34 protein-coding genes and 1 pseudogene are annotated in these 23,839 nt (G+C 66.0%); 26 read left to right on the top strand and 9 right to left on the bottom strand.

Annotation, left to right across the window (positions count from 1 at the left end; translation table 11 throughout):
• From LWW96_RS02300 to LWW96_RS02240, 13 genes and pseudogenes are all read left to right on the top strand, one after another.
• Positions 1–166: pseudogene (locus LWW96_RS02300) on the top strand (elongation factor Tu); the annotation flags it as partial.
• Positions 167–191: 25 nt separating this feature from the next.
• Positions 192–503 carry a 30S ribosomal protein S10 gene (gene rpsJ / locus LWW96_RS02295; RefSeq protein ID WP_003059431.1) on the top strand — a complete coding sequence of 104 codons (312 nt, stop codon included), beginning with the start codon at positions 192–194 and terminating at the stop codon, positions 501–503.
• A gap of 227 nt (positions 504–730) precedes the next feature.
• On the top strand, positions 731–1,405 hold the full coding sequence (gene rplC, locus LWW96_RS02290) for a 50S ribosomal protein L3 (RefSeq protein ID WP_291484050.1): 675 nt from the start codon (positions 731–733) through the stop codon (positions 1,403–1,405).
• On the top strand, positions 1,405–2,025 hold the full coding sequence (gene rplD, locus LWW96_RS02285; RefSeq protein WP_291484049.1) for a 50S ribosomal protein L4: 621 nt from the start codon (positions 1,405–1,407) through the stop codon (positions 2,023–2,025). Before rplC ends, rplD begins: the two co-directional genes overlap by 1 nt.
• Complete coding sequence (gene rplW, locus LWW96_RS02280; RefSeq protein ID WP_042429544.1) at positions 2,022–2,336, top strand: 50S ribosomal protein L23; 315 nt, start codon at positions 2,022–2,024, stop codon at positions 2,334–2,336. Before rplD ends, rplW begins: the two co-directional genes overlap by 4 nt.
• Before the next feature lie 2 nt (positions 2,337–2,338).
• The gene (gene rplB / locus LWW96_RS02275) at positions 2,339–3,163 is read left to right on the top strand and encodes a 50S ribosomal protein L2 (protein ID WP_291484048.1); all 825 of its coding nucleotides are present in this window, start codon (positions 2,339–2,341) and stop codon (positions 3,161–3,163) included.
• Positions 3,164–3,173: 10 nt separating this feature from the next.
• Complete coding sequence (rpsS, locus tag LWW96_RS02270) at positions 3,174–3,449, top strand: 30S ribosomal protein S19 (protein WP_003059413.1); 276 nt, start codon at positions 3,174–3,176, stop codon at positions 3,447–3,449.
• A 9-nt stretch (positions 3,450–3,458) separates the two neighbouring features.
• Positions 3,459–3,791: a 50S ribosomal protein L22 gene (gene rplV, locus LWW96_RS02265; protein WP_119967500.1), complete on the top strand. Its 333-nt coding sequence runs from the start codon at positions 3,459–3,461 to the stop codon at positions 3,789–3,791.
• Between the two features lie 17 nt (positions 3,792–3,808).
• Complete coding sequence (gene rpsC / locus LWW96_RS02260) at positions 3,809–4,690, top strand: 30S ribosomal protein S3 (protein ID WP_291484047.1); 882 nt, start codon at positions 3,809–3,811, stop codon at positions 4,688–4,690.
• Positions 4,691–4,692: 2 nt separating this feature from the next.
• Complete coding sequence (gene rplP / locus LWW96_RS02255) at positions 4,693–5,109, top strand: 50S ribosomal protein L16 (RefSeq protein WP_069104473.1); 417 nt, start codon at positions 4,693–4,695, stop codon at positions 5,107–5,109.
• A 16-nt stretch (positions 5,110–5,125) separates the two neighbouring features.
• Entirely contained in the window at positions 5,126–5,320 is a 195-nt protein-coding gene (gene rpmC / locus LWW96_RS02250; protein WP_008906429.1) for a 50S ribosomal protein L29, read from the top strand.
• A gap of 9 nt (positions 5,321–5,329) precedes the next feature.
• Positions 5,330–5,599 carry a 30S ribosomal protein S17 gene (gene rpsQ / locus LWW96_RS02245; RefSeq protein WP_291484046.1) on the top strand — a complete coding sequence of 90 codons (270 nt, stop codon included), beginning with the start codon at positions 5,330–5,332 and terminating at the stop codon, positions 5,597–5,599.
• Between the two features lie 338 nt (positions 5,600–5,937).
• Positions 5,938–6,447, top strand: a complete 510-nt coding sequence (locus LWW96_RS02240; RefSeq protein ID WP_291484045.1) for a peroxiredoxin — start codon at positions 5,938–5,940, stop codon at positions 6,445–6,447.
• A gap of 118 nt (positions 6,448–6,565) precedes the next feature.
• On the opposite strand, the gene LWW96_RS02235 is transcribed toward LWW96_RS02240, so the two are convergent.
• Both LWW96_RS02235 and LWW96_RS02230 read right to left on the bottom strand, forming a co-directional pair.
• The gene (locus LWW96_RS02235; RefSeq protein WP_291484044.1) at positions 6,566–7,057 is read right to left on the bottom strand and encodes a GNAT family N-acetyltransferase; all 492 of its coding nucleotides are present in this window, start codon (positions 7,055–7,057) and stop codon (positions 6,566–6,568) included.
• A gap of 102 nt (positions 7,058–7,159) precedes the next feature.
• Positions 7,160–7,861, bottom strand: a complete 702-nt coding sequence (locus LWW96_RS02230; RefSeq protein WP_291484043.1) for a cytochrome b/b6 domain-containing protein — start codon at positions 7,859–7,861, stop codon at positions 7,160–7,162.
• Positions 7,862–8,186: 325 nt separating this feature from the next.
• Here LWW96_RS02230 and LWW96_RS02225 point away from each other — a divergent pair, with 325 nt between their 5' ends.
• Entirely contained in the window at positions 8,187–8,642 is a 456-nt protein-coding gene (locus LWW96_RS02225; protein ID WP_291484042.1) for a cytochrome c, read from the top strand.
• Between the two features lie 332 nt (positions 8,643–8,974).
• Here the strand turns inward: LWW96_RS02225 and LWW96_RS02220 are convergent, their stop codons facing one another.
• Positions 8,975–9,478, bottom strand: coding sequence for a TlpA disulfide reductase family protein (locus LWW96_RS02220; RefSeq protein ID WP_291484041.1), 504 nt, complete (start codon positions 9,476–9,478; stop codon positions 8,975–8,977).
• Between the two features lie 241 nt (positions 9,479–9,719).
• Between LWW96_RS02220 and LWW96_RS02215 the strand changes: the two genes are divergently transcribed.
• The 5 genes from LWW96_RS02215 to ptsP all read left to right on the top strand — a co-directional run bounded on the left by LWW96_RS02215 (position 9,720) and on the right by ptsP (position 14,158).
• Positions 9,720–10,262 carry a hypothetical protein gene (locus LWW96_RS02215; RefSeq protein ID WP_291484040.1) on the top strand — a complete coding sequence of 181 codons (543 nt, stop codon included), beginning with the start codon at positions 9,720–9,722 and terminating at the stop codon, positions 10,260–10,262.
• A complete protein-coding gene (locus LWW96_RS02210; protein WP_291484039.1) occupies positions 10,259–11,545 on the top strand; it encodes an MFS transporter in 1,287 nt (428 codons plus the stop codon). The genes LWW96_RS02215 and LWW96_RS02210 overlap by 4 nt, the downstream gene beginning before the upstream one ends.
• Complete coding sequence (locus LWW96_RS02205) at positions 11,542–12,003, top strand: PTS fructose transporter subunit IIA (protein WP_291484038.1); 462 nt, start codon at positions 11,542–11,544, stop codon at positions 12,001–12,003. The genes LWW96_RS02210 and LWW96_RS02205 overlap by 4 nt, the downstream gene beginning before the upstream one ends.
• The gene (locus LWW96_RS02200) at positions 11,972–12,241 is read left to right on the top strand and encodes an HPr family phosphocarrier protein (RefSeq protein ID WP_291484037.1); all 270 of its coding nucleotides are present in this window, start codon (positions 11,972–11,974) and stop codon (positions 12,239–12,241) included. Before LWW96_RS02205 ends, LWW96_RS02200 begins: the two co-directional genes overlap by 32 nt.
• A 144-nt stretch (positions 12,242–12,385) precedes the next feature.
• A complete protein-coding gene (gene ptsP / locus LWW96_RS02195; RefSeq protein WP_291484036.1) occupies positions 12,386–14,158 on the top strand; it encodes a phosphoenolpyruvate--protein phosphotransferase in 1,773 nt (590 codons plus the stop codon).
• An 86-nt stretch (positions 14,159–14,244) separates the two neighbouring features.
• Here ptsP and LWW96_RS02190 read toward each other — a convergent pair whose 3' ends face one another.
• The 6 genes from LWW96_RS02190 to LWW96_RS02165 form a co-directional block, all read right to left on the bottom strand.
• Positions 14,245–15,129 (bottom strand): DMT family transporter, encoded by an 885-nt coding sequence (locus tag LWW96_RS02190; protein WP_291484035.1) that lies wholly within the window; start codon positions 15,127–15,129, stop codon positions 14,245–14,247.
• Positions 15,130–15,149: 20 nt separating this feature from the next.
• Positions 15,150–15,983 carry a DMT family transporter gene (locus tag LWW96_RS02185; protein ID WP_291484034.1) on the bottom strand — a complete coding sequence of 278 codons (834 nt, stop codon included), beginning with the start codon at positions 15,981–15,983 and terminating at the stop codon, positions 15,150–15,152.
• A gap of 77 nt (positions 15,984–16,060) precedes the next feature.
• The gene (locus LWW96_RS02180; RefSeq protein ID WP_291484033.1) at positions 16,061–16,771 is read right to left on the bottom strand and encodes an AraC family transcriptional regulator; all 711 of its coding nucleotides are present in this window, start codon (positions 16,769–16,771) and stop codon (positions 16,061–16,063) included.
• 46 nt (positions 16,772–16,817) lie between these two features.
• Complete coding sequence (gene lipA, locus LWW96_RS02175; RefSeq protein WP_291484032.1) at positions 16,818–17,798, bottom strand: lipoyl synthase; 981 nt, start codon at positions 17,796–17,798, stop codon at positions 16,818–16,820.
• Between the two features lie 30 nt (positions 17,799–17,828).
• The gene (gene lipB / locus LWW96_RS02170; protein WP_291484031.1) at positions 17,829–18,527 is read right to left on the bottom strand and encodes a lipoyl(octanoyl) transferase LipB; all 699 of its coding nucleotides are present in this window, start codon (positions 18,525–18,527) and stop codon (positions 17,829–17,831) included.
• 22 nt (positions 18,528–18,549) lie between these two features.
• Complete coding sequence (locus tag LWW96_RS02165) at positions 18,550–18,870, bottom strand: DUF493 family protein (protein ID WP_291484030.1); 321 nt, start codon at positions 18,868–18,870, stop codon at positions 18,550–18,552.
• Positions 18,871–19,170: 300 nt separating this feature from the next.
• Between LWW96_RS02165 and LWW96_RS02160 the strand changes: the two genes are divergently transcribed.
• The 7 genes from LWW96_RS02160 to LWW96_RS02130 form a co-directional block, all read left to right on the top strand.
• Positions 19,171–19,644: an ATP synthase subunit I gene (locus LWW96_RS02160; RefSeq protein ID WP_291484029.1), complete on the top strand. Its 474-nt coding sequence runs from the start codon at positions 19,171–19,173 to the stop codon at positions 19,642–19,644.
• Between the two features lie 19 nt (positions 19,645–19,663).
• Entirely contained in the window at positions 19,664–20,542 is an 879-nt protein-coding gene (atpB, locus tag LWW96_RS02155; RefSeq protein ID WP_291484028.1) for a F0F1 ATP synthase subunit A, read from the top strand.
• Positions 20,543–20,602: 60 nt separating this feature from the next.
• Complete coding sequence (gene atpE / locus LWW96_RS02150; protein ID WP_291484027.1) at positions 20,603–20,872, top strand: F0F1 ATP synthase subunit C; 270 nt, start codon at positions 20,603–20,605, stop codon at positions 20,870–20,872.
• A gap of 33 nt (positions 20,873–20,905) precedes the next feature.
• Complete coding sequence (locus tag LWW96_RS02145; RefSeq protein WP_291484026.1) at positions 20,906–21,376, top strand: F0F1 ATP synthase subunit B; 471 nt, start codon at positions 20,906–20,908, stop codon at positions 21,374–21,376.
• Positions 21,377–21,386: 10 nt separating this feature from the next.
• The gene (locus tag LWW96_RS02140) at positions 21,387–21,929 is read left to right on the top strand and encodes a F0F1 ATP synthase subunit delta (protein ID WP_291484025.1); all 543 of its coding nucleotides are present in this window, start codon (positions 21,387–21,389) and stop codon (positions 21,927–21,929) included.
• A 42-nt stretch (positions 21,930–21,971) separates the two neighbouring features.
• Positions 21,972–23,525: a F0F1 ATP synthase subunit alpha gene (gene atpA / locus LWW96_RS02135; RefSeq protein ID WP_291484024.1), complete on the top strand. Its 1,554-nt coding sequence runs from the start codon at positions 21,972–21,974 to the stop codon at positions 23,523–23,525.
• Between the two features lie 18 nt (positions 23,526–23,543).
• On the top strand, positions 23,544–23,839 hold a 296-nt coding region (locus LWW96_RS02130; RefSeq protein ID WP_291484023.1), incomplete at its 3' end, for a F0F1 ATP synthase subunit gamma.

The raw sequence follows: 23,839 nt of genomic DNA, 5'->3' as shown, positions 1-23,839 counted from the left end.
TGCCATCGAGCTGCCGGCCGACAAGGAAATGGTGATGCCTGGCGACAACGTGTCCATCACGGTGAAGCTGATCAACCCCATCGCCATGGAAGAAGGCCTGCGCTTCGCTATCCGCGAAGGCGGCCGTACCGTGGGCGCTGGTGTCGTGGCCAAGATCATTGCTTAATTCTTAAGCAGAAAAGGAACTCGCCATGTCCAAGCAAAAAATCCGCATCCGCCTGAAGGCGTTTGACTACAAGCTGATCGACCAGTCCGCTGCCGAGATCGTCGACACCGCCAAGCGCACCGGCGCCATCGTCAAGGGCCCCGTGCCCCTGCCCACGCGCATGAAGCGTTTCGACATCCTGCGTTCGCCGCACGTCAACAAGACCAGCCGCGACCAGTTCGAAATCCGCACGCACCAGCGCCTGATGGACATCGTGGACCCCACCGACAAGACGGTGGACGCCCTGATGAAGCTCGACCTGCCCGCCGGCGTCGACGTGGAAATCAAGCTGCAGTAATCCTGCGGCAACCCCCTGAAGACCGGCTCGCCAGGGCCGCCTTCAGGGTCCATAACGCGGACTTGCTTGAAAAAGCAGTCCGCGTTATACTTTAGGGCTTCGCCTTCTTTGCGCCTGTCTGCAGGCACACCGGAGGGTGGAGTTTTATATCAACCTTCTCTCACGCGCTGGCGCGCAAACGCTGAGGCCAATTGAAGTCGCAGCGGTGGGAGTTTTGGAGAAAACCAATGAGTCTGAGCAACTCCCTCGGGTTGCTGGGTCGCAAGGTGGGCATGATGCGTCTGTTCACCGATGACGGGGACGCAGTGCCCGTCACGGTGGTGGATGTGTCCAACAACCGCGTTACCCAGGTCAAAACCCAAGAGAACGATGGCTACGTGGCCCTGCAGGTCACGTTCGGTTCGCGCAAGGCATCGCGCGTGACCAAGCCCGAAGCCGGCCACCTTGCCAAGGCAGGTGTGGAAGCCGGTGAAATCATCCAGGAATTCCGCGTCACTGCTGAAACCGCCGGCAAGTACGCCGCTGGTAGCGCCGTGCCCGTGGCAGATGTGTTCGCCGTGGGCCAGAAGGTCGACGTGCAAGGTACCTCGATCGGTAAAGGCTACGCCGGCACGATCAAGCGCCACAACATGTCCTCGCAGCGCGCATCGCACGGTAACAGCCGTTCGCACAATGTCCCCGGCTCGATCGGTATGGCACAAGACCCCGGTCGCGTGTTCCCCGGCAAGCGCATGACGGGCCACCTGGGCGACGTTACCAAGACCACGCAAAACCTCGACGTGATCCGCGTCGACGAAGTGCGTCAACTGCTCTTGATCAAGGGCGCGATTCCGGGCTCCAAGGGTGGGTTCGTGACCGTGCGTCCCGCCGTCAAGGCCAAAGCTTCCAAGGGAGCGAACTAATGCAGCTCGAACTCCTGAATGACCAGGGCCAGGGCGCGTCCAAGCTGGATGTTCCTGAGACCGTGTTCGGTCGTGAATACAACGAAGATCTGGTGCACCAGATCGTGGTGGCCTACCAGGCCAACGCCCGCCAAGGCACTCGCGCCCAGAAGGACCGCGAGCAAGTCCGTCACTCGACCAAGAAGCCTTTCAAGCAAAAGGGTACGGGTAACGCACGTGCCGGTATGACGTCCTCCCCGCTGTGGCGTGGGGGCGGTCGCATCTTCCCGAACCTGCCTGACGAAAACTTCAGCCAGAAGATCAACAAGAAGATGTACCGCGCCGGCATGTCTGCGATCCTGTCGCAGCTGGCCCGCGAAGGCCGTCTGGCCGTGGTGGATTCCCTGAAGGTCGACTCGCCCAAGACCAAGGTGCTCGCCGACAAGTTCAAGGCGATGAACCTGCAATCGGTGATGGTGATTGCCGATGAAGTGGACGAAAACCTGTACCTGGCCTCGCGCAATCTGGTGAACGTGCTCGTCGTCGAGCCCCGTTACGCCGATCCCGTGTCGCTGGTGCGTTACAAGAAAGTGCTCGTCACCAAGGGCGCGATCGACAAACTCAAGGAGATGTTCGCATGAGCACGCTCAAGTTTGACGAAGGCCGTCTGATGCAAGTGCTGGTCGCTCCCATCGTGTCCGAAAAGGCCACCATGGTTGCCGAAAAGTCCAATGCTGTGACGTTCAAGGTGCTGCAGAACGCAACCAAGCCCGAAATCAAGGCCGCCGTGGAATTGATGTTCAAGGTGGAGGTCAAGGGCGTTTCTGTGGTGAACACCAAAGGCAAGACCAAGCGCTTTGGCAAGACCATGGGCCGCCGCGACAACGTGCGCAAGGCCTATGTGACGCTGAAGGAAGGTCAAGAGCTGAACCTGTCCGGGGAGGCTGCTTAATCATGGCCGTTATCAAGATGAAACCGACCTCGCCCGGCCAACGTGCCGTGGTGAAGGTTACCCGTGACCACCTGTACAAGGGCGAAGCCTACGCTGCGCTGCTGGAACCCCAGCACCAGAAGTCCGGCCGCAACAACAACGGTCACATCACCACCCGTCACAAGGGCGGTGGCCACAAGCACCACTACCGTGTGGTGGACTTCAAGCGCAACAAGGACGGCATTCCGGCCAAGGTTGAGCGCATCGAGTACGACCCCAACCGTACGGCCCACATCGCTCTGGTGTGCTATGCCGACGGCGAGCGTCGCTACATCATCGCTCCCCGCAATCTGGAAGTGGGCGCAACCCTGCTGTCGGGTTCGGAAGCCCCGATCCGCGCTGGCAACACGCTGCCGATCCGCAACATCCCCGTGGGTTCGACCATCCACTGCATCGAGCTCAAGCCCGGTGCCGGTGCCCAGATCGCCCGCTCTGCGGGTGCTTCGGCAACGCTGCTGGCCCGTGAAGGCGTGTACGCCCAGGTGCGTATGCGTTCCGGCGAAGTGCGCAAGATCCACATCGAATGCCGCGCCACCATTGGTGAAGTGGCCAACGAAGAACACAGCCTGCGCCAACTGGGCAAGGCCGGTGTGAAGCGCTGGATGGGTATTCGCCCGACCGTTCGCGGTGTGGCCATGAACCCGGTGGATCACCCTCACGGTGGTGGCGAAGGTCGTACCGGTGAAGGTCGTCATGCTGTTGACCCATGGGGCAACCTGACGAAGGGCTACCGTACCCGTAACAACAAGCGCACACAGACGATGATCGTGTCGCGTCGCAAGAAGTAAGGGGTAGCAAATGACTCGTTCTCTCAAAAAGGGTCCGTTTGTTGACCATCACTTGCTGGCCAAGGTCGAGAAGGCCATCGCCACCAAGGACAAGAAGCCAGTCAAGACCTGGTCGCGCCGTTCCATGGTTCTGCCCGAGTTCATCGGTCTGACCATCGCCGTGCACAACGGCAAGCAGCACGTGCCGGTCTACGTTACCGACCAGATGGTGGGCCACAAGCTGGGCGAATTCGCCCTGACGCGCACCTTCAAGGGTCACCCCGCTGACAAAAAAGCGAAGAAGTAAGGAACGACCATGTCTGAAACACGTGCAGTCCTCCGGGGCGTTCGTCTGTCGGTCGACAAGGGCCGTCTGGTCGCCGATCTGATCCGCGGCAAGAAAGTGGACCAGGCCCTGAACATCCTGACGTTCACGCAGAAAAAAGCTGCCGGTATCGTCAAGAAGGTGCTGGAGTCGGCCATTGCCAACGCCGAGCACAACGACGGTGCCGACATTGACGAACTCCGCGTCAAGACCATCTACGTTGAGCAAGGCACCACGCTCAAGCGCTTCACCGCGCGCGCCAAAGGCCGCGGCAACCGCATCAGCAAGCCCACGTGCCATGTGTACGTGACGGTGGGCAACTGAGGCCAATAGGGAAGAATATGGGACAGAAAATCCATCCTACCGGCTTCCGCCTGGCCGTGAGCCGCAACTGGTCCAGCCGCTGGTACGCGAGCAACCGTGACTTCGCCGGCATGCTGGCCGAAGACATCAAGGTGCGCGAGTACCTGAAGGCCAAGCTCAAGAACGCCGCCGTGTCGCGCATCCTGATCGAGCGTCCTGCCAAGAACGCCCGCATCACGATCTTCTCGGCACGTCCTGGTGTCGTGATCGGCAAGAAGGGCGAGGACATCGAGAACCTGAAGAAGGAACTCGCGTCGCGCCTGGGCGTGCCCGTCGCAGTGAACATCGAAGAAGTGCGCAAGCCCGAAATCGATGCCAAGCTGATCGCCGACAGCATCACGCAGCAGCTCGAAAAGCGGATCATGTTCCGCCGTGCCATGAAGCGCGCCATGCAGAACGCCATGCGTCTGGGTGCCCAGGGCATCAAGATCATGTCGTCCGGCCGCCTGAATGGCATCGAAATCGCACGTACCGAGTGGTACCGCGAAGGCCGTGTGCCCCTGCACACCCTGCGCGCCGACATCGACTACGGCACCTCCGAAGCCAAGACCACCTACGGTGTGATCGGCGTGAAGGTGTGGGTCTACAAGGGTGACACGCTGGGCCGCAATGACCTGCCCGCCGTGGAAACCCCCCGCCCGGACGAAGAGCGCCGTCCTCGCGGTCCTCGCCGTGACGGCCGCCCGGGTGGCGACCGTGCCGGTGCAGGCCGTGGCGCCCGCCGTCCCATGGGTGGCAATGCCGCTCCGGCCGATGGCAGCGACAAGCCCGCCGAAGCCGGTGGCGCCGATAACACCGCCGTTAAGCGCGTACGCAAGGTCGCCGCGCCCGCTACAGCAGCGGACGGTAAAGGAGAATAACTATGCTGCAACCTGCTCGCCGCAAATACCGCAAGGAGCAAAAGGGCCGTAACACCGGCGTCGCAACGCGGGGTGCCTCCGTTGCGTTCGGTGACTTCGGCCTGAAGTGCACGGACCGTGGCCGCCTGACGGCCCGTCAGATCGAAGCTGCCCGCCGTGCGATCTCGCGCCACGTCAAGCGTGGTGGCCGTATCTGGATCCGCGTGTTCCCGGACAAGCCAATCTCTACCAAGCCCGCAGAAGTGCGTATGGGTAACGGTAAGGGCAACCCCGAGTACTACGTGGCCGAAATCCAGCCCGGCAAGATCGTGTTCGAAATCGTCGGCGTGCCCGAAGAACTGGCCCGTGAAGCGTTCCGCCTGGCTGCCGCCAAGCTGCCGCTGCGCACCACGTTCGTCAGCCGTCACCTTGGCTCGTAATTCAGGAGAACAAGCAATGAAGACTACTGAACTGCGCCAAAAAGACGTCGCCGGCATCGAAGCCGAAATCAAGGCTCTGCAAAAGGCCCACTTCGGCCTGCGCATGCAAAAGGCTACGCAGCAACTGGGTAACACCAACACGCTGCGCACCACCCGCCGCGATATCGCCCGTGCCAAGACCATTCTTGCTGAAAAGCAAGCCGCCAAGTAAGGAGCCCACATGACGGAACCTAAAAAATCCCTCAAGCGCACCTTGATTGGCAAGGTGGTCAGCGACAAGCGTGCCAAGACCGTGACCGTGCTGGTCGAGCGCCGTGTGAAGCACGAGCTCTACGGCAAGATCGTTGCCAAGTCGAGCAAGTACCACGCCCACGATGAGAACGGCGAGTACAAGCTGGGCGACATGGTCGAGATCACGGAAAGCCGTCCGCTGTCCAAGACCAAGAACTGGGTGGCGACCCGCCTGGTGCAAAAGGCCGGCCTGGTCTGACGCGCCGGCTCTGGCGATCCGGTGCGGCCCCCGCGCCGGCCTGCCGGGCCGCCAAGCCCCTGGGCTGCAAAGCCCATTCAAAACGACCCACAATGTGGGTCGTTTTTGTTTTTGGGGCCGCATTTCGCAGCCGGGGTGCCTAGTTTCTGGAGCGCAAGCCGTGCGGCAGCGGCCCGCGGGCTGCGCACGGAACCCGGGACCTATGCGCCGGAAGGCCGGTTGAACGGTCCCCAAGACAACGTGTAGGCCGGAAACCCACCGCGCAGGCCGGTAGAGCGCCTGCGCTGCGGTTTCTGGCCTGTTCTATTTTTTTCACCACGACCTGAGGAGCCCCTGCCATGATCAAAGTTGGAGATACCCTGCCCGCCACCACCCTGATGGAATATTCGGAAGTGGAGGGCGGAGGCTGCAGCATCGGCCCCAACCCTGTGCCTGTGGAGAAGGCTGCGGCCGGCAAGACGATTGCCCTGTTTGCCCTGCCGGGCGCTTTCACGCCCACCTGCTCGGCCAAGCACGTGCCGGGCTTTCGCGACCAGGCCGAGGCCTTCAAGGCTGCGGGCGTTGACGAGATCTGGTGCCTGAGCGTGAACGATGCCTTTGTGATGGGCGCCTGGGCGCGCGACCAGAAGACCGACGGCAAGGTGCGCATGCTGGCCGACGGCGATGCGGCGTTTGCCAAGGCCACGGGCCTGACCCTGGACCTCAACGGCAAGGGCATGGGCCTGCGCAGCAACCGCTATTCGATGCTCGTCAAGGACGGCAAGGTGGTCACGCTCAACGTCGAGGCCCCCGGCAAGTTCGAAGTGAGCGACGCGGACACGCTGCTGCAACAGGCGCAGAAGGCATAAGCACGTTCTGAGATCGCTGAGACCTTCCCGCAGCCGGTGCCGCCGGCTGGGTCTCTGATTTGCTATAAAAACAAGAGCTGCCTGCGCTTGCCCGGCGGGCGCTGCAGCCCCAAAAGCCTCAAGAAATATCCACCTTGAGGTAGTGCGCCCCCGCAATGGGGTTGTGGTAGTAGGGCGGGATTTCCTCGAACCCGAGGTCCGTGTACAGGGCGCGGGCGGACTCCATGTCGTCCAGCGTGTCCAGCAGCACGCAGGCATAGCCGGCCTGGCGCGCGCGGTCGAGCATGGCCTCGGCCAGCTCGCGGCCCAGGCCGAAGCCGCGGAACGCCTTGCGCACGTACAGGCGCTTCATCTCGCTGGCGTTGGGGTAGTCGGCGCTGTCCAGGGGCCGCAGCGCGCAGCAGCCGGCCACGGCGCCCTCCACCTCGGCCAGCAGCAGGGCACCGCGCGGCGGGCCGTATTCGCCCGGCAGGCCGGCCAGCTCGGCTTCAAAGTTCTGAAAGCACAGGTCGATGCCGAGCGTCTCGGCATATTCGCGGAAGATGTCGCGCACCGCATGCATCTCGTCGGGCGACGAGGGCGAGCGCAGGGTGACAGAGGGCTTGTCCAAAAGAAAGATCCAGAGGGGCGTCGCGGAAGCCGGAGTGTAGCGACTGTGCGGCGCCGTGCGTTTGGGTGCTGCGCCGCCGAAGCCGCCTCGGCGCGCCCTGCGTCAGAACGCTGGCGCACCCAGCGTGGAGACCCACCAGGCCAGCGCCCCGCACAGCAGCCCCACCACCAGCGCCGCCAGCCGCGTGGCGATGTCGTCGCGCGCCGCGGGCGTGCCGGCCGCTGCCGGCTTGTGGCCATGCCACATGGCGGGCACCAGGCGCTGCTTGCGCGCCACGGCGTAGAACACGATGGCCAGCACATGCAGGGCCACCAGGCCCAGGACCAGGAACTGCCCCAGGTCCTTGTGGTACGCGGTGGCGTTGCCCACCACGGCGTTGGAGACAAAGCGGGTCAGGGGGCCGGCAAAGGCGATCTCATCGTCACTGAGCAGGCCGGTGGCCACTTGCGCCAGCAGCACGGCCAGCAGGCCAAAGACCGAGAGCGCGCCCAGCGGACTGTGGCCCACGGCGTCTTCGGGCGTTCCTGCGCCGCGCAGGTAGCGCAGCAACCGGCCGGGCGAGTACAGGAAGGCGCCAAAGCGCGACCAGCGCCCGCCCACCAGGCCCCACACCAGCCGGAACGCCAGGAGCGCCAGCACCACGTAGCCCAGCCGGAAGTGCCAGACCATGGCATTGCCGCCCACCTTGGCGGTGGCCACCAGGCCCACCACACTGGCGGCAAGCGCCCAGTGGAACAGGCGGGTGGGCAGGTCCCAGACGCGGACGAGCTGCTGCGGTTGCGAAGGCGTGGGAGCGGAGGTCATGGCAGACAGGGCATGGGATGAACGGGGAAATCCTGCCGGCGCAGCGCCTTGCAGGTGCCGCGCGGGTGGTGGACACGGTGGGCGCCATTGTGCGGCACGCGGCGCCGGCCCGCCAGCACCGGGGGCGCTCCCGGGCGGGCGAGGGCGGCGCCGCGGTCCGGCGGGTGAAAAGACAAACGGGCATACTTGCGCGCAGCCGGCCGGAGCACTGCCGTTGCCGCCACGCCTGCGTCGCGCACCCGGCTCCGGGCACTCCGGCTGGCCCGGCACCGTCCTGCGCGGTGACCGTTCACCCACGAGAAAGACAGAAGGAAGGATTCACGCCATGAAAGCACTTGCCACGTTCGCCCTCGCGGCCCTGACCCTCGCCGCCGCCGCACCGGCTTCGGCCCAGTTTGCCAAGCCCGAAGACGCCATCAAGTACCGCCAGAGCGCCCTGTTCGTGATGGGCCAGCACTTCGGCCGCATTGGCGCCATGGCCAACGGCCGCGTGCCGTTCGACGCCAAGGCAGCGCAAGAGAACGCAGACATCGTGGCTGCCATGGCCAAGCTGCCTTGGGCCGGCTTCGGCGCAGGCACCGACAAGGGCGCGCCCACGAAGGCCCTGCCGGCCATCTGGACGGAGCAGGCCAAGTTCAAGGAACACGCGGACAAGCTGGAGGCCGAGTCGGTCAAGCTGGCGGCCGCCGCCAAGACCGGCAGCCTGGACAACCTGAAGACCGCCTTCGGCGCCGCGGCAAGCTCCTGCAAGGCCTGCCACGACGACTACCGCGGCAAATGAGCGCCCTGGCAGGGCTGGAGCGCCATCAGCGCGGCACTGCCGATCGGGACCGCGCCGGCAGCTCGGCGGTAATGCAAATTGAATAGCTGCCAGCGCTTACCCCACCTAAGGATCCTCTGCACGAATCGTCGCGCCGTGTGCATCTGCGGACTCGGGCGGTCTGCGGCGTTGCAAAGCCTCGCAATAGCTGCGGCTATTGCTGTGTTTTGCGCCTTGCAGCCCCTCCCGATCCGCAGCGCACACTTACCGCTCGATTCGTGCAGAGCATCCTTAAGCAAAAGGCCGATTTCGTGAGAAATCGGCCTTTTGCGTGTTGGAGGGGATGCGGTGGCTCAGGTCTCGGCCAGCAGCTTTTCGATGAGCTGGTGCAGCTCGGGGAAGTCGGGCGCGCCCACGTAGCTCTTCACGATCTCGCCGCGCTTGTTCACGATGAAGGTCGAGGGCGTGAGGCGCACGTCGCCCCAGGCCTTGGCGACATTGCCGGTGTTGTCGATCGCCACCTGGAAGGGCAACTGCCGCGTCTGGGCAAAGTTGACGACGTAGCTGGGCGGGTCGTAGCTCATGGCCACGGCCAGGGTGTCAAAGCCCTGGCCCTGGTACTTCTTGTACGTGGCGACGATTTCCGGCATCTCCGCCACGCAGGTGGTGCAGCTCGTGGCCCAGAAGTTCACCAGGGTCACCTTGCCTCGCAGGTCGGCGGTGGTCTTGCTGGAACCGTCCAGCAGCACGAAGGTGGATTCAGGCGCTGTGGAGCGGCCCGTGCCCAGGTAGACGTAGGCGCCCACGGCGGCAAACGCCGCCACTGCCACACCCGCTGCCCAATGTTTGATTGCCATGATGACTGATCCGAGAAAGGTCCTGAAACCGGAGCTTGCACCCCACCGGGCATTGTGCCGGAGCGGCGGGCTTGCGTCTTGACCTGGGGCAAGCCCGCCCAGGCTGCAGCAGGGTGGACTCGCCTGCGGCACAAAAGTTCGCCTAGACAAGGAGCGAAGGCGGAATGAAGGCGGCGCCGCTGCGCAGACGGTGCCGCCTGCCCCGGTGCGCCAGATGCGCCGCTGTACCGATAATGGCCCGATGAACTGGACCTTCACCGGGGCGCTGGCCCTGCTGCTGTGGCTGGCGGGGTGCAGCCCCGCGCTGAACTGGCGGACCGTGCCCCTGCCCGGGGCAGACCTCTCTGTGACCTTGCCCTGCAAGCCGGACCACGCAACGCGCACGGTCGAGCTGGCGGGGGCGCCCACGGAGCTGACCATGGCCGGTTGCGACGCCGACGGCGCCACCTTCGCCGTCTCGCATGCCGCGCTGGCCGACCCGGCGCGGGCCGGGCAGGCGCTGCGCCACTGGCGCGCGGCCGTGCTCGACCACCTGGGCGCCAGCGCCGCTGCGGCCGCTACCGACACGCCCTATGCGCCGGCCGGCGCGCTGGTGCTGCCCGAGGCGGTGCGCACGGTGGCCCAGGGGGCGCACCCCGACGGCAAGCCGGTGTTCCTGCAGGGCGTTTGGTTTGCCCGCACCGCCGGGGCGCGGCTGCGGCTGTACCACGCGGTGGTCTACACCCGCACGCCCCGGCCGGAACTGGCGGACCAGTTCTTCGCGGGCCTGGAGTTGGCGCGATGACGCCGCCCGCACACGCCGTGCTGCCGCGCCGGGCAGCCGTGGTGGTTTTTCTGGCGTTTGCCTTCGCGTACTTTCTGTCGGCGCTGGTGCGTGCCGTCACGGCCACGCTGGCGCCCACGCTGGCGCAGGAGTTTTCGCTGCAGGCCAGCGACCTGGGCTTGCTGGCGGGCGGGTATTTCCTGGGCTTTGCGGCCACCCAGCTGCCGCTGGGCGCGTGGCTGGACCAGCACGGTCCGCGCAAGGTGGCACTGGGCTTTCTGGGGGTGGCGGTGGCCGGGAGCCTGGTGTTCTCGGCGGCCACCGGTTTTTCTGGCCTGCTGGCGGGGCGGGTGCTCTGCGGGGCGGGCGTGAGCGCCTGCCTGATGGCGCCGCTCACCGGCTACCGGCGCTGGTTCGAGCCCACCGCCCAGCTCAGGGCCAACTCGTGGATGCTGATGACCGGCTCGCTGGGCATGGTGGCGTCCACGCTGCCCGTGCAGTGGGCCCTGCCGCTGGTGGGCTGGCGGCCGCTGTTCTGGGGGCTGGCGGTGCTGATCGCGGTGTCCATGCTGGTGATCGCTGCGGCGGTGCCCCGCTGGACGGCCGCGGCGGGTGGCGCACCGGCGAAGGCCGGGGAGGGCCGGCCGGCTGCCGAGGCTCCTGCGCCGCACGGCGGCTACGCCATGGTCTGGCGGCACCCGTACTTCCAGCGCATGGCCCCGCTCGGTTTCTTTTGCTATGGCGGCATGGTGGCCATGCAGACCCTGTGGGCCGGGCCGTGGATGCAGCGCGTGGCGGGCTACACGGCACTGCAGGCGGCCACCGGGCTGTTCTGGATCAATGTGTCCATGCTCTGTGCATTCTGGACCTGGGGCTTGCTCAACCCGTGGCTGCAGCGCCGCGGCCTGGGGGCTGACCGGCTCATGACCGCGGGCCTGCCCGCATGCCTGGCGGTGCTGCTGGGCATCATCGTGGCCGGGCCCGGCGCAGGCGGCGGCGCCTGGGCGCTGTTTTGCGTGTCGTGCACCTTTGTCTCGCTCTCGCAGCCGGCGGTGGCCATGGCCTTTCCCCAGGCGCTGGCGGGGCGTGCGCTGTCGGCCTACAACCTGGTCATTTTCGCCGGGGTGTTTGTCGTGCAGTGGGGCATCGGGCTGGCCGTGGATGCCTTTGCGGCCGCCGGCTTCTCGTCCACGCAGTCCTTCCAGGCGGCTATGGCGGTGTACCTGGCGTGCAACGCCAGCGCCTATGCGTGGTTCGTGCTGCGGGGGCGGAGCCATAATGTCCCGCAAATCGCCACCCCATGAGCACCAGCCCCACCACCCACATCCTCATCATCGCCCACGCGCCGCTGGCCCATGCGCTGCGCGCGTGCGCGCTGCATGTGTTCCCCGACTGCGGGGACAGCGTGGCGGCGCTGGACGTGCAGCCCAACCAGCCGCCCGAAGAGTCCCTGGCGCAGGCCCGCATCCTGCTGCAGCAGCTGGGCGAGGATTCCACCCTGGTGCTCACCGACGTGTTTGGCGCCACCCCCTGCAACGTCGCGCAGCGCGTGATCGAGAACGTCCGCTCGCGCCTGGTGACCGGCGTCAATCTGCCCATGCTGCTGCGGGCGGTGAGCTACCGGCACGAAGCGCTGGATGCCGTCGTCACGCGCGCCGTGGTGGGGGGCACCCAGGGCGTCATGCAGGTGGCCATCTCCGCGCCGCAGAACCAGAACACCCGCAAACGACATGATCAAGACGCGTACCACCATCAGCAATAAGCTGGGCCTGCACGCCCGCGCGTCGGCCAAGCTCACCAAGCTGGCCGGCAGTTTCCCCTGCGACGTTTTCATGAGCCGCGGCGACCGCCGCATCAACGCCAAGAGCATCATGGGCGTGATGATGCTGGCTGCCGGCATGGGCACCGAAGTGGAGCTGGAAACGAATGGCGACCGCGAGCAGGAGGCCATGGATGCGCTGCTGGCGCTGATCGCGGACAAGTTTGGCGAAGGTGAATGAAGGTATGGCCCCCACGGTCGCGCACTGCGTGTCGCTCCCTGCCCCCCAAGGGGGCCCAGCCCGCTTTCGGGCGGCCGGGCGGCGGGCTGTGATGGCCCCCACGGTCGCGCACTGCGTGTCGCTTCCTTTCTCGGCGGCGAAACCATGACTTTTTCCGTCCACGGTCTTGCGGTTGCGCGCGGCATCGCCATCGGGCGGGCGGTGCTGGTGGCGTCCAGCCGCATGGACGTGGCGCACTACTTCATCCAGCCCGACCAGGTCGAGGCCGAGATCGAACGCGTGCGCAAGGGCCGCAATTCGGTGGTCGAGGAGCTGCAGCGCCTGCAGGCCGACATGCCCACCGACGCGCCCCACGAGCTGGGGGCGCTGCTGGACGTGCACCTGATGCTGCTGCAGGACGAGGCCCTGACGGGCGGCGTGAAGCACTGGATCAAGGAACGCCTCTACAACGCCGAGTGGGCCCTGACCACGCAGCTGGAAGTGATTGCGCGGCAGTTTGACGAGATGGAGGACGACTACCTGCGCGAGCGCAAGGCCGATCTCGAACAGGTGGTCGAGCGCATCCTGCGCTACATGAAGGGCGTGGCCAGCCCGGTGGCCCCGCCGGCCAGCAGCCCCCGCCGCCACCAGCAGTTGGGCCTGCAGCAAGACCTGCTGCTGGACGAGACGGTGGACGTGCCCCTGGTGCTGGTGGCGCACGACCTGTCGCCGGCCGACATGCTGCAGTTCAAACAGAGCGTGTTTGCCGGCTTCGTGACCGACGTGGGCGGCAAGACCAGCCACACGGCCATCGTGGCGCGCAGCATGGACATTCCGGCCGTGGTGGGCGCGCGTGCCGCCAGCCAGCTGGTGCGGCAGGATGACTGGGTCATCATCGACGGCGATGCGGGCGTGGTGATCGTTGATCCTTCGCCCATCATCCTGGCCGAGTACGGCTTTCGCCAGCGCCAGGTCGAGTTGGAGCGCGAGCGCCTGGCCCGGCTGCGCCACACGCCGGCCATCACGCTGGACGGCCACAAGATCGAGCTGCTGGCCAATATCGAGCAGCCCGGCGACGCGGCGGCGGCCGTGCGCGCTGGGGCCGTGGGCGTAGGGCTGTTCCGCAGTGAATTCCTGTTCATGGGCAAGAGCGGCAACCTGCCCGGCGAGGACGAGCAATACCGTGCGTACCGCGAGGCGCTGGAGGGCATGCAGGGCCTGCCCGTCACCATCCGCACCATCGACGTGGGCGCCGACAAGCCGCTGGACCACAAGAGCCACAAGGACAACTACCTGAACCCCGCGCTGGGCCTGCGCGCCATCCGCTGGAGCCTGGCCGACCCGGCCATGTTCCGCACCCAGCTGCGCGCCGTGCTGCGCGCGGCGGCGCACGGCAAGGTCAACCTGCTGTTCCCCATGCTGGCGCACACGCACGAGATCCAGCAGACGCTGGCCCAGGTGGACCTGGCCCGTGGCGAACTGGACGCGCGGGGCGAGCCTTACGGCCCCGTGCAGCTGGGCGCGATGATCGAGGTGCCCGCGGCGGCGCTGATGGTGCGCACGTTCCTGAAGTACTTCGACTTCCTGTCCATCGGCACCAACGACCTCATCCAGTACACCCTGGCCATCGACCGCGCCGATGAGGCCGTGGCCCACCTGTACGACCCGCTGCACCCCGCCGTGCTGCGCCTGGTGGCTGACGTGATTGCCGAAGGCGAGCGCCAGGGCAAGAGCGTGTGCGTGTGCGGCGAAACCGCCGGCGACGTGGCCATGACGCGCCTGCTGCTGGGCCTGGGGCTGCGCAGTTTCTCCATGCACCCGGCGCAGATCCTGGCCATCAAGCAGGAAGTGCTGCGCGCCGACACGCGCAAGCTGGCCCCCTGGGCGCAACAGGTGCTGGAGGGAGAGGCCACTCTGGCCCGGGGTGCCGCCAACTGAGGTGTTGCGGCTGAATTGCTCCTATATTTATAGCTGCTAGCGCTTGCTGGTAAAGCGCTGGAGGCACTATTTATATAAATTCTGCTTCAGCGCCGTGCCAGCGCCACCCCCGCCATGGCCACCACAAAGCCCAGCAGCTGCACCGGCGCCAGCGTCTCGCCAAAGATCACCCAGGCCTCCAGCGCGGCCAGCGGCGGCACGGCCAGCAACAGCGCCGCCGTGCGCGTGGCCTCGCCGCGGCGCATCAGCCAGATCAGCAGCGTGGCCCCGCCCAGCGACAGCACGCCCACGGCAAACGCCAGGTAGCCCCACAGCGCGGGCGATCCGTCCCAGCGCGGCGTGCCCACGGCCCAGGCCATGGCCAGCAGCACCGCAGCGGCGCCCAGGTTTTGCACCGCGCTGGCGCTGCGCAGGTCGTCGTGCGCCAGCCAGCGCGACTTCTGCACCATCGACCCCAGCGTGAGCGAGAAAATGCTGCCCACCGCCGCCAGCACCACCGGCCACTGCAGCGCGGCCGCGTCGGCCGCCGCCAGCCGCGGCGCCAGCACCAGCGCCACGCCGCCAAAGCCCAGTGCCAGCCCCGCCCAGGTGCGCGCCGGCAGGTGCTGGCGCAGCCACAGCACGGCCACCAGGGCGGTGAACAGGGGCTGCAGCGATCCGATCAGCGCCATCACCCCCGCCGGCATGCCCCGCGCCATCGCCCACCAGCTCGGGCCCAGGTAAATGCCGCTCATCAGCGCCCCCGCCAGCAGGTGCAGTGCATTGCGCCGCAGGCCCTGCGGCCAGGCCGCACGCGCCCACGCGGCGGCCGCGCAGAAGGCCAGCGCCACGCAGGCAAACCGCGCCGCCAGGAACCAGAACGGGTCGGCGTGGGCGGCCACGCCGCGCCCCACCAGGAAGCCGGTGGACCAGATCAGCACAAACGCGCCCGGGGCGGCCAGTGCGAGCGGGGTGGGGCGTGGGTCTGGCATGCGTTGTGAAAGGGGGGAGGTCAGCGCGCGCGCATGCCCAGCACCGCGGCGCCCAGGATCATCACCGTGGCAAGGACGATGCTGCCGCTGAACGGGCGTCCGCTGACCAGCACCAGCAGGGTGGTGGAGGCCAGCGGGGTGATGTAGCTCAGGATGCCGATCTGCCGTGCATCGCCCAGCTTCAGCGCCTTGTCCCACATGAAAAACGAGGCGCCCAGCGGCCCGAGGCCCAGCAGCGCCAGCAGCCCCCAGTCGCGCCACTGCAGCGTGGCGGCGGGCTCCAGCAGCCAGTGGCACAGCAGCGCCAGCACGCCCGACACCAGCCCGAACAGCCCGATGGCCGTGGTCGGGAACGCCGCCACGCGCTTGGTCAGCAGCGAATAGCTGGCCCAGATAAAGGCCGCGGCCAGCGCCGGCACATAGCCCCAGGCCAGCTCACCGCTCAGCTCGCGCCCGCCCGCGATGGCCAGGGCCGCCCCGCCAAAGCCCAGCAGCGCCGCCAGCACATGCGCCGGCCGCAGACGCATGCCCGGCAGCAGCACCGGCGACAGCACCACGATCAGCAGCGGCCACAGGTAGTTGACCAAGTTGGCCTCCACCGCTGGCGCGTGGCGCAGCGCGATGAACAGCAGGAAGTGGTAAGCGAACAGCCCGCACACGCCCAGCGCGAGCGTGGACGGCGGCACGCGCCACTGCGCCGGATCGCGCGCCACCAAGGGCCAGGCGGGCATGCTGCCGATGACCAGCGCGATGCCCGTGAGCAGGAACGGCGGCACGTGCGTGAGCGACACGCCCAGCGAGGCCAGCGAGGCCCACAGCGCGATGGCGCCCAGGGCGTAGAGGTTGGCTTTCATCCTGCCGAGGATACGCGGGCGCGCCATCGCAGGGCGACGGTCCGTCGTCGCAAAAACGCGGTACCGTGAACGCGGAATCAGCGGCCCGCGCGCCGCAGTGCTGCCGTCAGGGCGGACGGCGAGCGGTAGCCCGTGCGCCGGGCCACCTCGGCCACGGCCAGGCCGTTGTCGCGCAGCAGCCGGGCCTGTTCCAGCCGCAGGCCCCGCAGCCAGACCATCGCACTCACGCCCCGGTCATCCCGGCAGCGCACGGCAAACTGGCTCGCGCTCAGGTGCACGCGCTGCGCCAGGTCGGCCACGGTGAGGGGGGTGTGCCACTGCTGGGCGGCCCATTGCTCCAGGGCCACCCAGTCGATGGGGCGGCGGCGCGCGGCGCTGGTGGCGACCGCTGCTGGCGCATGCGGGTTATCGGCGGCCAGCCAGGCTTCACGCAGCAATGCAGGGCCGTGCGCTTGGGCCAGCGGATGGCCCTGCTGCAGCGCGGTGGCGAGATAGCGCGCCAGTGGCAGGGCTGGGGCGGGGAGGGTGGCATGGCCCGCGCTGCGCGCCCAGTCGGGGTGGCTGCTGTCCAGCACCAGGCACAGGCTGCCGCGCGCCGATGCGAAGTCGTGCCGGTCACCCGGCGCAATCACGCAGCCGCCGCCGGGACCCACGCGCAGGCCGCGGCCTTCGACCTCCAGTTCCAGCGCGCCGGTGAGGCCCAGCAGGATCTGGAAGTGCGCGTGGCTGTGGCTGCCCGGCGAGGCGCCGTACTGCCGCAGTGAGAGCGATCCGGCCTGCGCGTCCATGGCGGGACTGGGGTGCGTGGCGGGCGTGTCGCGGGCGCGGAGCGGCTCAGACGCCGGCGGCGTGCGCCTGCTGGTCGGCGTGGTAGCTGCTGCGCACCATCGCGCCCACGGCGGCGTGGCTGAAGCCCATCTTGTAGGCCTCTTCCTCGAACCTCTTGAAGGTGTCGGGGTGCACGTAGCGGCGCACCGGCAGGTGGCTATTGCTGGGCGCCAGGTACTGGCCGATGGTCAGCATGTCGATGTGGTGCGCCCGCATGTCGCGCATCACCTGCAGGATTTCTTCGTCCGTCTCGCCCAGGCCCACCATGATGCCGCTCTTGGTGGGCACGTTGGGGTGCAGTTCCTTGAACTTTTTCAGCAGGTTCAGGCTGAACTGGTAGTCGGAGCCGGGGCGCGCTTCCTTGTACAGGCGCGGCGCGGTTTCCAGGTTGTGGTTCATCACGTCGGGCGGCGCAGCCTTCAAAATTTCGAGCGCGCGGTCATCGCGGCCGCGGAAATCGGGCGTGAGGATCTCGATCTGTGTGCTGGGCGAGAGTTCGCGGATGCGCTGGATGCACTCCACGAAGTGGCCCGAGCCGCCGTCGCGCAGGTCGTCGCGGTCCACGCTGGTGATCACCACGTACTTGAGCTTGAGTGCGGCAATGGTCTTGGCCAGGTTCAGCGGCTCGTCCTTGTCCAGCGGGTCGGGGCGGCCGTGGCCCACGTCGCAGAAGGGGCAGCGGCGCGTGCACTTGTCGCCCATGATCATGAAGGTGGCCGTGCCCTTGCCGAAGCACTCGCCGATGTTGGGGCAACTGGCTTCCTCGCACACCGTGTGCAGCTTGTGCTCGCGCAGCACGTCCTTGATTTCGTAGAAGCGCGTGGTCGGGCTGCCGGCTTTCACCCGGATCCACTCGGGCTTCTTGAGCACCTCGGCCTGCTCCACCTTGATGGGAATGCGCGAGAGCTTGGCGGCCGCTTTTTGCTTGGCCAGCGGGTTGTAGGCTTCGGTGGATTGCGCTTCGCGGACGACTTCAGGGGTGCTCATGGCGTGGTGGCGGCGAGGAGGAGAAAGGGGTCAAGGCGCCAGGCGCATGCTGAGCTGCTGGCCCAGCACCTGCGCGGCTTCGTCCCAGGTGGTATGGACCCCGATTGTAGAAAGGTCCACCGTGCGCAAGCCTGCGTAGCCGCAAGGGTTGATGCGGGAGTAGGGTTCCAGGTCCATTGCCACGTTGAGTGCCAGGCCGTGGTACGTGCAATGGCGGCTGACCTTGATGCCCAGTGCGGCGATCTTGCCCAGGCCCTCGAAATCGGGGGCGGGCGGCGCTGCGGCATCAGTGCGCTTTTGCGGGCGCTGGGGCAGCAGGGCGTGGCCGCTCGGGTCGTCCAGCCGCACATAGATGCCGGGCGCGCCGCCCACGCGGTGGCCTGTGACACCGAAATGCGCCAGGGTGCGGATCACGGCTTCCTCCACGCGGTAGACGTACTCCTTCACGTAGTAGCCCGCGCGCTGCAGGTCGATCAGCGGATACGCCACCACCTGGCCGGGGCCGTGGTAGGTGACCTGTCCGCCCCGGTTGGTCGCCACCACCGGGATGTCGCCCGGCGCCAGCACATGGTCGCTCTTGCCGGCCAGGCCTTGCGTGTACAGCGGCGCGTGCTCACACAGCCACAGCGCGTCGGGCGTGCCGGCGCCGCGCTGGGCGGTGTACTCCTGCATGGCCTGCACGGTGGCCGCGTAGTCCACCAAGCCGAGTCTGCGGACGTCGAGGGTCATGGAAATCCGTGGCGGCGTGCGGCTACAGAACGACCTTCACCATGGGGTGGGACGAGAGCGCACGGTACAGGTCGTCCAGCTGTTGCCGGCTGGTGGCCGTGACCGTGATGGTTATTCCCAGGTAATTGCCGGCACGGCTGTCGCGCAGTTCAATGGTGCTGGCGTCAAAGGTCGGATCGAACTGGCGGGCCAGCGCCGTCACGGCATGCACGAACCCGTCCGCCTTTGCGCCCATCACCTTGATGGGAAAGCGGCTGGGGTACTCGATCAGGGAATCCTTGCGGGGATCCTGGGCAGCCTGGGTGTCCAGGCCATTGGCGGGGGGCGAAGCAGGAGAAGTCATGGCAAAAAAAGCGGTGTGGAGCGGCGCGGGCTGCAGGCGAAGCCGGGGGGCGTTCATTGTGCGCCACGGCATGGCGCTCACGCCCGGCCGGTGCGGGCCGTGCCGGCTTTGCGCCTGCGCCAAGGCAGTGCGCGGCAGGTTTTCGGCACGCGCAAGGACGTTGGCCTGTCACCACAACAGCGCATGCGAGTGCACCGGTTTCGGGCCACCCATCCGGGTCTTTGTCGAGCGTCGCGGGTTTTTACTTATAATTAGAGGCTTTGTGAAAGTTGCGGTCTGTAACGCGGGCGTCCTTCAACGATGAAAACAATCCCGCCAGAGACTGAAACTGAGGCTGAAGAATCTGACTTCAAGCCCCTGACGGCCCAAGAGGCCGAACAGTGGCGCCGCCGCAATCCCCCGCTCTCCCTCTGGAAGTTGGTGGTGGGCCAGGCGGTGGTGGGAGCGCTGGTGGCCCTGGTGGCCTGGGCGGTGACGGGTCAGGCGGCGGCGGGCTGGTCGGCAGCCTACGGCGCGCTGGCAGTCGTGGCTCCGGCGGCCCTGTTTGCACGGGGCGTGTTGCGCCAAAAGGCAACACCGCACGCCCGGGCTGCGCTGGTGGGGTTCTTTGGCTGGGAGGTTGCCAAGATCGTGCTGACGGTGGCGCTGCTTGCGGCGGCACCCCGGTTGGTGCCGGGCCTGAACTGGATCGCTCTGCTGGCAGGCATGGTGGTCACGATGAAAACGTACTGGGTGGCGCTGTTGGTGCGGCCTGGTGTCCGAAAAACCGATTGATAGAGAGAAGAGTTGTCCGATGGCCGCAGAAGCGCACGCTCCGACTGCAAGTGAATACATCGTTCACCACCTGCAGCATCTTCAAAACGTCAAGCAGACCAAGATTGTTGACTTCAGCGTCATCAACTACGACTCGATTGTGATCGGGTTGGTTCTCGGGTTGCTCGCACTTTTGGTCTTGTGGTCAGCTGCCCGTAAGGCAACGTCCGGCGTGCCCGGCCGCTTCCAGGCCGCGGTGGAAATGCTGGTGGAGATGGTGGACAACCAAGCCAAGGCCAACATCCACAACGCCGAGAGCCGCAAGTTCATCGCGCCCCTGGGTCTGACGGTGTTCGTGTGGATCTTCTTCATGAACTTCATGGACATGCTGCCGGTGGACCTGCTGCCCGCCCTGTGGGGCAAGGCCTATGCCGCCGCAGGGCACGACCCTCATCACGCCTTCTTGCGCGTGGTGCCCACGGCCGACCTGTCGACCACGCTGGGCCTGGCGTTTGCCGTGCTGCTGCTGCGTTTCTGGTACAGCATCAAGATCAAGGGTGCCGGCGGCTGGGCGCACGAACTCGTGTCCGCCCCCTTTGGTACCAGCAAGAATCCCATCTTCGCCCTGATCCTGGGCGTAGTGAACCTGCTCATGCAGGTCATTGAATATGTTGCCAACACGGTGTCGCACGGCATGCGGTTGTTCGGCAACATGTACGCCGGTGAACTGGTGTTCATGCTGATCGCCCTGATGGGTGGCGCGGCTGCACTGTCGCTGTCGGGTGTGCTGCTGCCTGTGGGCCACGTCATCGCTGGCACCATCTGGACGCTGTTCCACATTTTGGTGATCTCGCTGCAAGCGTTCATCTTCATGATGCTTGCGCTGATCTACCTCGGTCAGGCGCACAACGCGCACTAAACGGTTCCCTTTCGTTTCTCTTTCCTTTTCAACCTTTCTTTTTTTAACTCAGGAGTCATCATGGAAAACATTCTCGGTCTCGTCGCTCTGGCTTGTGGTCTGATCGTTGGCCTCGGCGCTATCGGCGCTTCCATCGGTATCGCACTGATGGGCGGCAAGTACCTCGAGTCGTCGGCTCGCCAGCCTGAGCTGATGAACGAACTGCAAACCAAGATGTTCATCTTGGCCGGTCTGATCGACGCGGCCTTCCTGATCGGCGTGGCTATCGCCCTGCTGTTCGCCTTCGCCAACCCCTTCGTCTCCACGCTCTTGGCCAACCTGCCCAAGTAATTCCACCCAACGCCACTCTAGAAAGGTGTTGCCGTGAGTATCAACGCGACCCTGTTCATTCAGGCCATCGTCTTCCTGATCCTCGTGTGGTTCACGATGAAATTCGTGTGGCCTCCGATCGCGAAGGCGTTGGATGAACGAGCCCAGAAAATCGCCGATGGCCTCGCTGCTGCCGACCGTGCCAAGTCCGAACTGACCGCTGCCAACCAGCGCGTCGAAAAGGAACTGTCACAGGCGCGCAACGAAACGGCCTCGCGTCTTGCGGACGCCGACCGCCGTGCCCAGGCCATCATCGAAGAGGCCAAGGCCCGCGCCACCGAAGAAGGCAACAAGATCGTTGCCGCTGCCCGTGCCGAAGCCGAGCAGCAGACGGTGCAAGCCCGCGAAGCCCTGCGCGAGCAGGTGGCTGCGCTGGCCGTCAAGGGGGCCGAGCAGATTCTCCGCAAGGAGGTCAATGCCGGCGTCCATGCCGAGCTGCTCAACCGCCTGAAGACCGAGCTGTAAGGGGGCACACATGGCTGAACTCGCCACCATTGCCCGTCCTTACGCCGAAGCCTTGTTCAAGGCTGCCACCTCGGGTGCGGGCGTTGACCTGGGCAGCACCGCTGCCTGGGTGGACGAACTGGCGGCGATTGCCGCCAACCCGCAAATGCGCCAGTTGGCCGACAACCCCAAGGTGACGGCCGAGCAGGTGTTTACCGTGTTCACCGGAGTGGCCCGCTCGGCGCTGCCGGACACGGCAAAGAATTTTCTGCGCACAGTCATCGACAACGGTCGCGTCAACGCGCTTCCGGAAGTGGCGACGCAGTTCCGAGCCCTCGTGAATCGCCGCAACGGCTCCTCGGATGCCGTGGTGCACAGCGCCTTCCCCATGGACGGGGCGGCGCTGGCTTCGGTCAGCGAAGCGCTGGAAAAGCGCTTTGGCCGCAAGCTCAACCTCTCCGTTCAGGTGGATGAATCCCTGATCGGTGGCATTCGCGTAGTGGTGGGTGACGAGGTGCTGGACACTTCGGTCAAGGCCCGTCTTGAACAAATGAAAGCGGCCCTCGTCGCCTAAGGCGCCGGGGTTTTCGCGAACCAAAGAAAGAAGGAAAGAGTCATGCAACTCAATCCCGCAGAAATTTCTGAACTCATCAAGAGCCGCATCGAAGGTCTGGCTGCCAGCAGCGACATCCGCAACCAGGGCACCGTGGTGTCCGTGTCGGACGGTATCGTGCGCGTGCACGGCCTGTCCGACGTGATGCAGGGCGAAATGCTGGAGTTCCCCGCTACCGCCGACGGCCAGCCCTCCTACGGCCTGGCGCTGAACCTGGAGCGTGATTCGGTCGGCGCCGTGATTCTGGGCGAGTACGAGCACATCTCCGAAGGCGACACCGTCAAGTGCACGGGCCGCATTCTGGAAGTGCCCGTGGGTCCCGAACTGGTCGGCCGCGTGGTGAATGCCCTGGGCCAGCCGATCGACGGCAAGGGTCCTATCAACGCCAAGCTCACCGACGTGATCGAGAAGGTCGCTCCGGGCGTGATCGCCCGTAAGTCGGTGGACCAGCCTCTGCAAACCGGCCTGAAGTCCATCGACTCCATGGTGCCTGTGGGCCGTGGCCAGCGCGAGCTGATCATTGGCGACCGCCAGACCGGCAAGACGGCCGTGGCCATTGACGCCATCATCGCCCAGAAGGGCCAGGGCGTGACGTGTATCTACGTTGCCATCGGCCAGAAGGCTTCCTCGATCAAGAACGTGGTGCGCGCGCTGGAACAAGCCGGTGCCATGGACTACACGATCGTCGTGGCAGCATCGGCATCCGAATCGGCGGCCATGCAGTACGTGTCGGCCTACTCCGGCTGCACCATGGGCGAATACTTCCGCGACCGCGGCCAAGACGCCCTGATCGTGTACGACGATCTGTCCAAGCAAGCTGTGGCCTACCGCCAGGTTTCGCTGCTGCTGCGCCGCCCGCCAGGCCGCGAAGCCTACCCCGGCGACGTGTTCTATCTGCACAGCCGCCTGCTGGAGCGCGCTGCCCGCGTGAACGCCGACTACGTCGAAGCCTTCACCAAGGGTGAAGTCAAGGGCCAGACCGGTTCGCTGACGGCGCTGCCCATCATCGAAACGCAAGCCGGCGACGTGTCCGCCTTCGTGCCTACCAACGTGATCTCGATCACCGACGGCCAGATCTTCCTGGAAACCAGCCTGTTCAACGCCGGTATCCGTCCCGCCATCAACGCCGGTATCTCGGTGTCCCGCGTGGGGGGTGCTGCCCAGACCAAGCTGGTGAAGAACCTGTCCGGCGGTATCCGTACCGACCTGGCTCAGTACCGTGAACTGGCAGCGTTCGCGCAGTTCGCTTCCGACCTGGACGAAGCCACCCGCAAGCAGCTGGACCGCGGTGCCCGCGTGACTGAACTGCTCAAGCAGGCCCAGTACAGCCCGCTGCCCATCTCGCTGATGGCAGCCACGCTGTTCGCTGTGAACAAGGGCTTCATGGACGACATCGACGTCAAGAAGGTGCTGTCCTTCGAGCACGGTCTGCACCAGTTCCTGAAGACCAGCCACGCCGCTTTGCTGGCCAAGCTGGAACAGGCCAAGGCCATGGACAAGGACGCAGAAGCCGAGTTGACCGCAGCCATCGCCGCGTTCAAGAAGTCGTTCGCTTAAACCGGACGAGGAGCCATCATGGCAGCAGGCAAGGAAATACGCGGCAAGATCAAATCGGTGGAAAACACCAAGAAGATCACCAAGGCCATGGAGATGGTGGCCGCATCCAAAATGCGCAAGGCGCAGGACCGGATGCGCGCTGCCCGCCCCTACAGCGAAAAGATCCGCAACATTGCAGCCAACCTCGGTCAGGCCAATCCGGAGTACGTGCACCCGTTCATGAAAGTGAACGATGCCAAGACCGCCGGCGTGATCGTCATCACGACGGACAAGGGCCTGTGCGGCGGCATGAACACCAACGTGTTGCGTGCCGT

The sequence above is a fragment of the Acidovorax sp. genome, assembly GCF_021287135.1.
In the GTDB taxonomy this organism is placed as follows: Bacteria; Pseudomonadota; Gammaproteobacteria; order Burkholderiales; family Burkholderiaceae_C; genus Acidovorax.
This window is presented reverse-complemented; position numbering and strand designations above follow the sequence as displayed.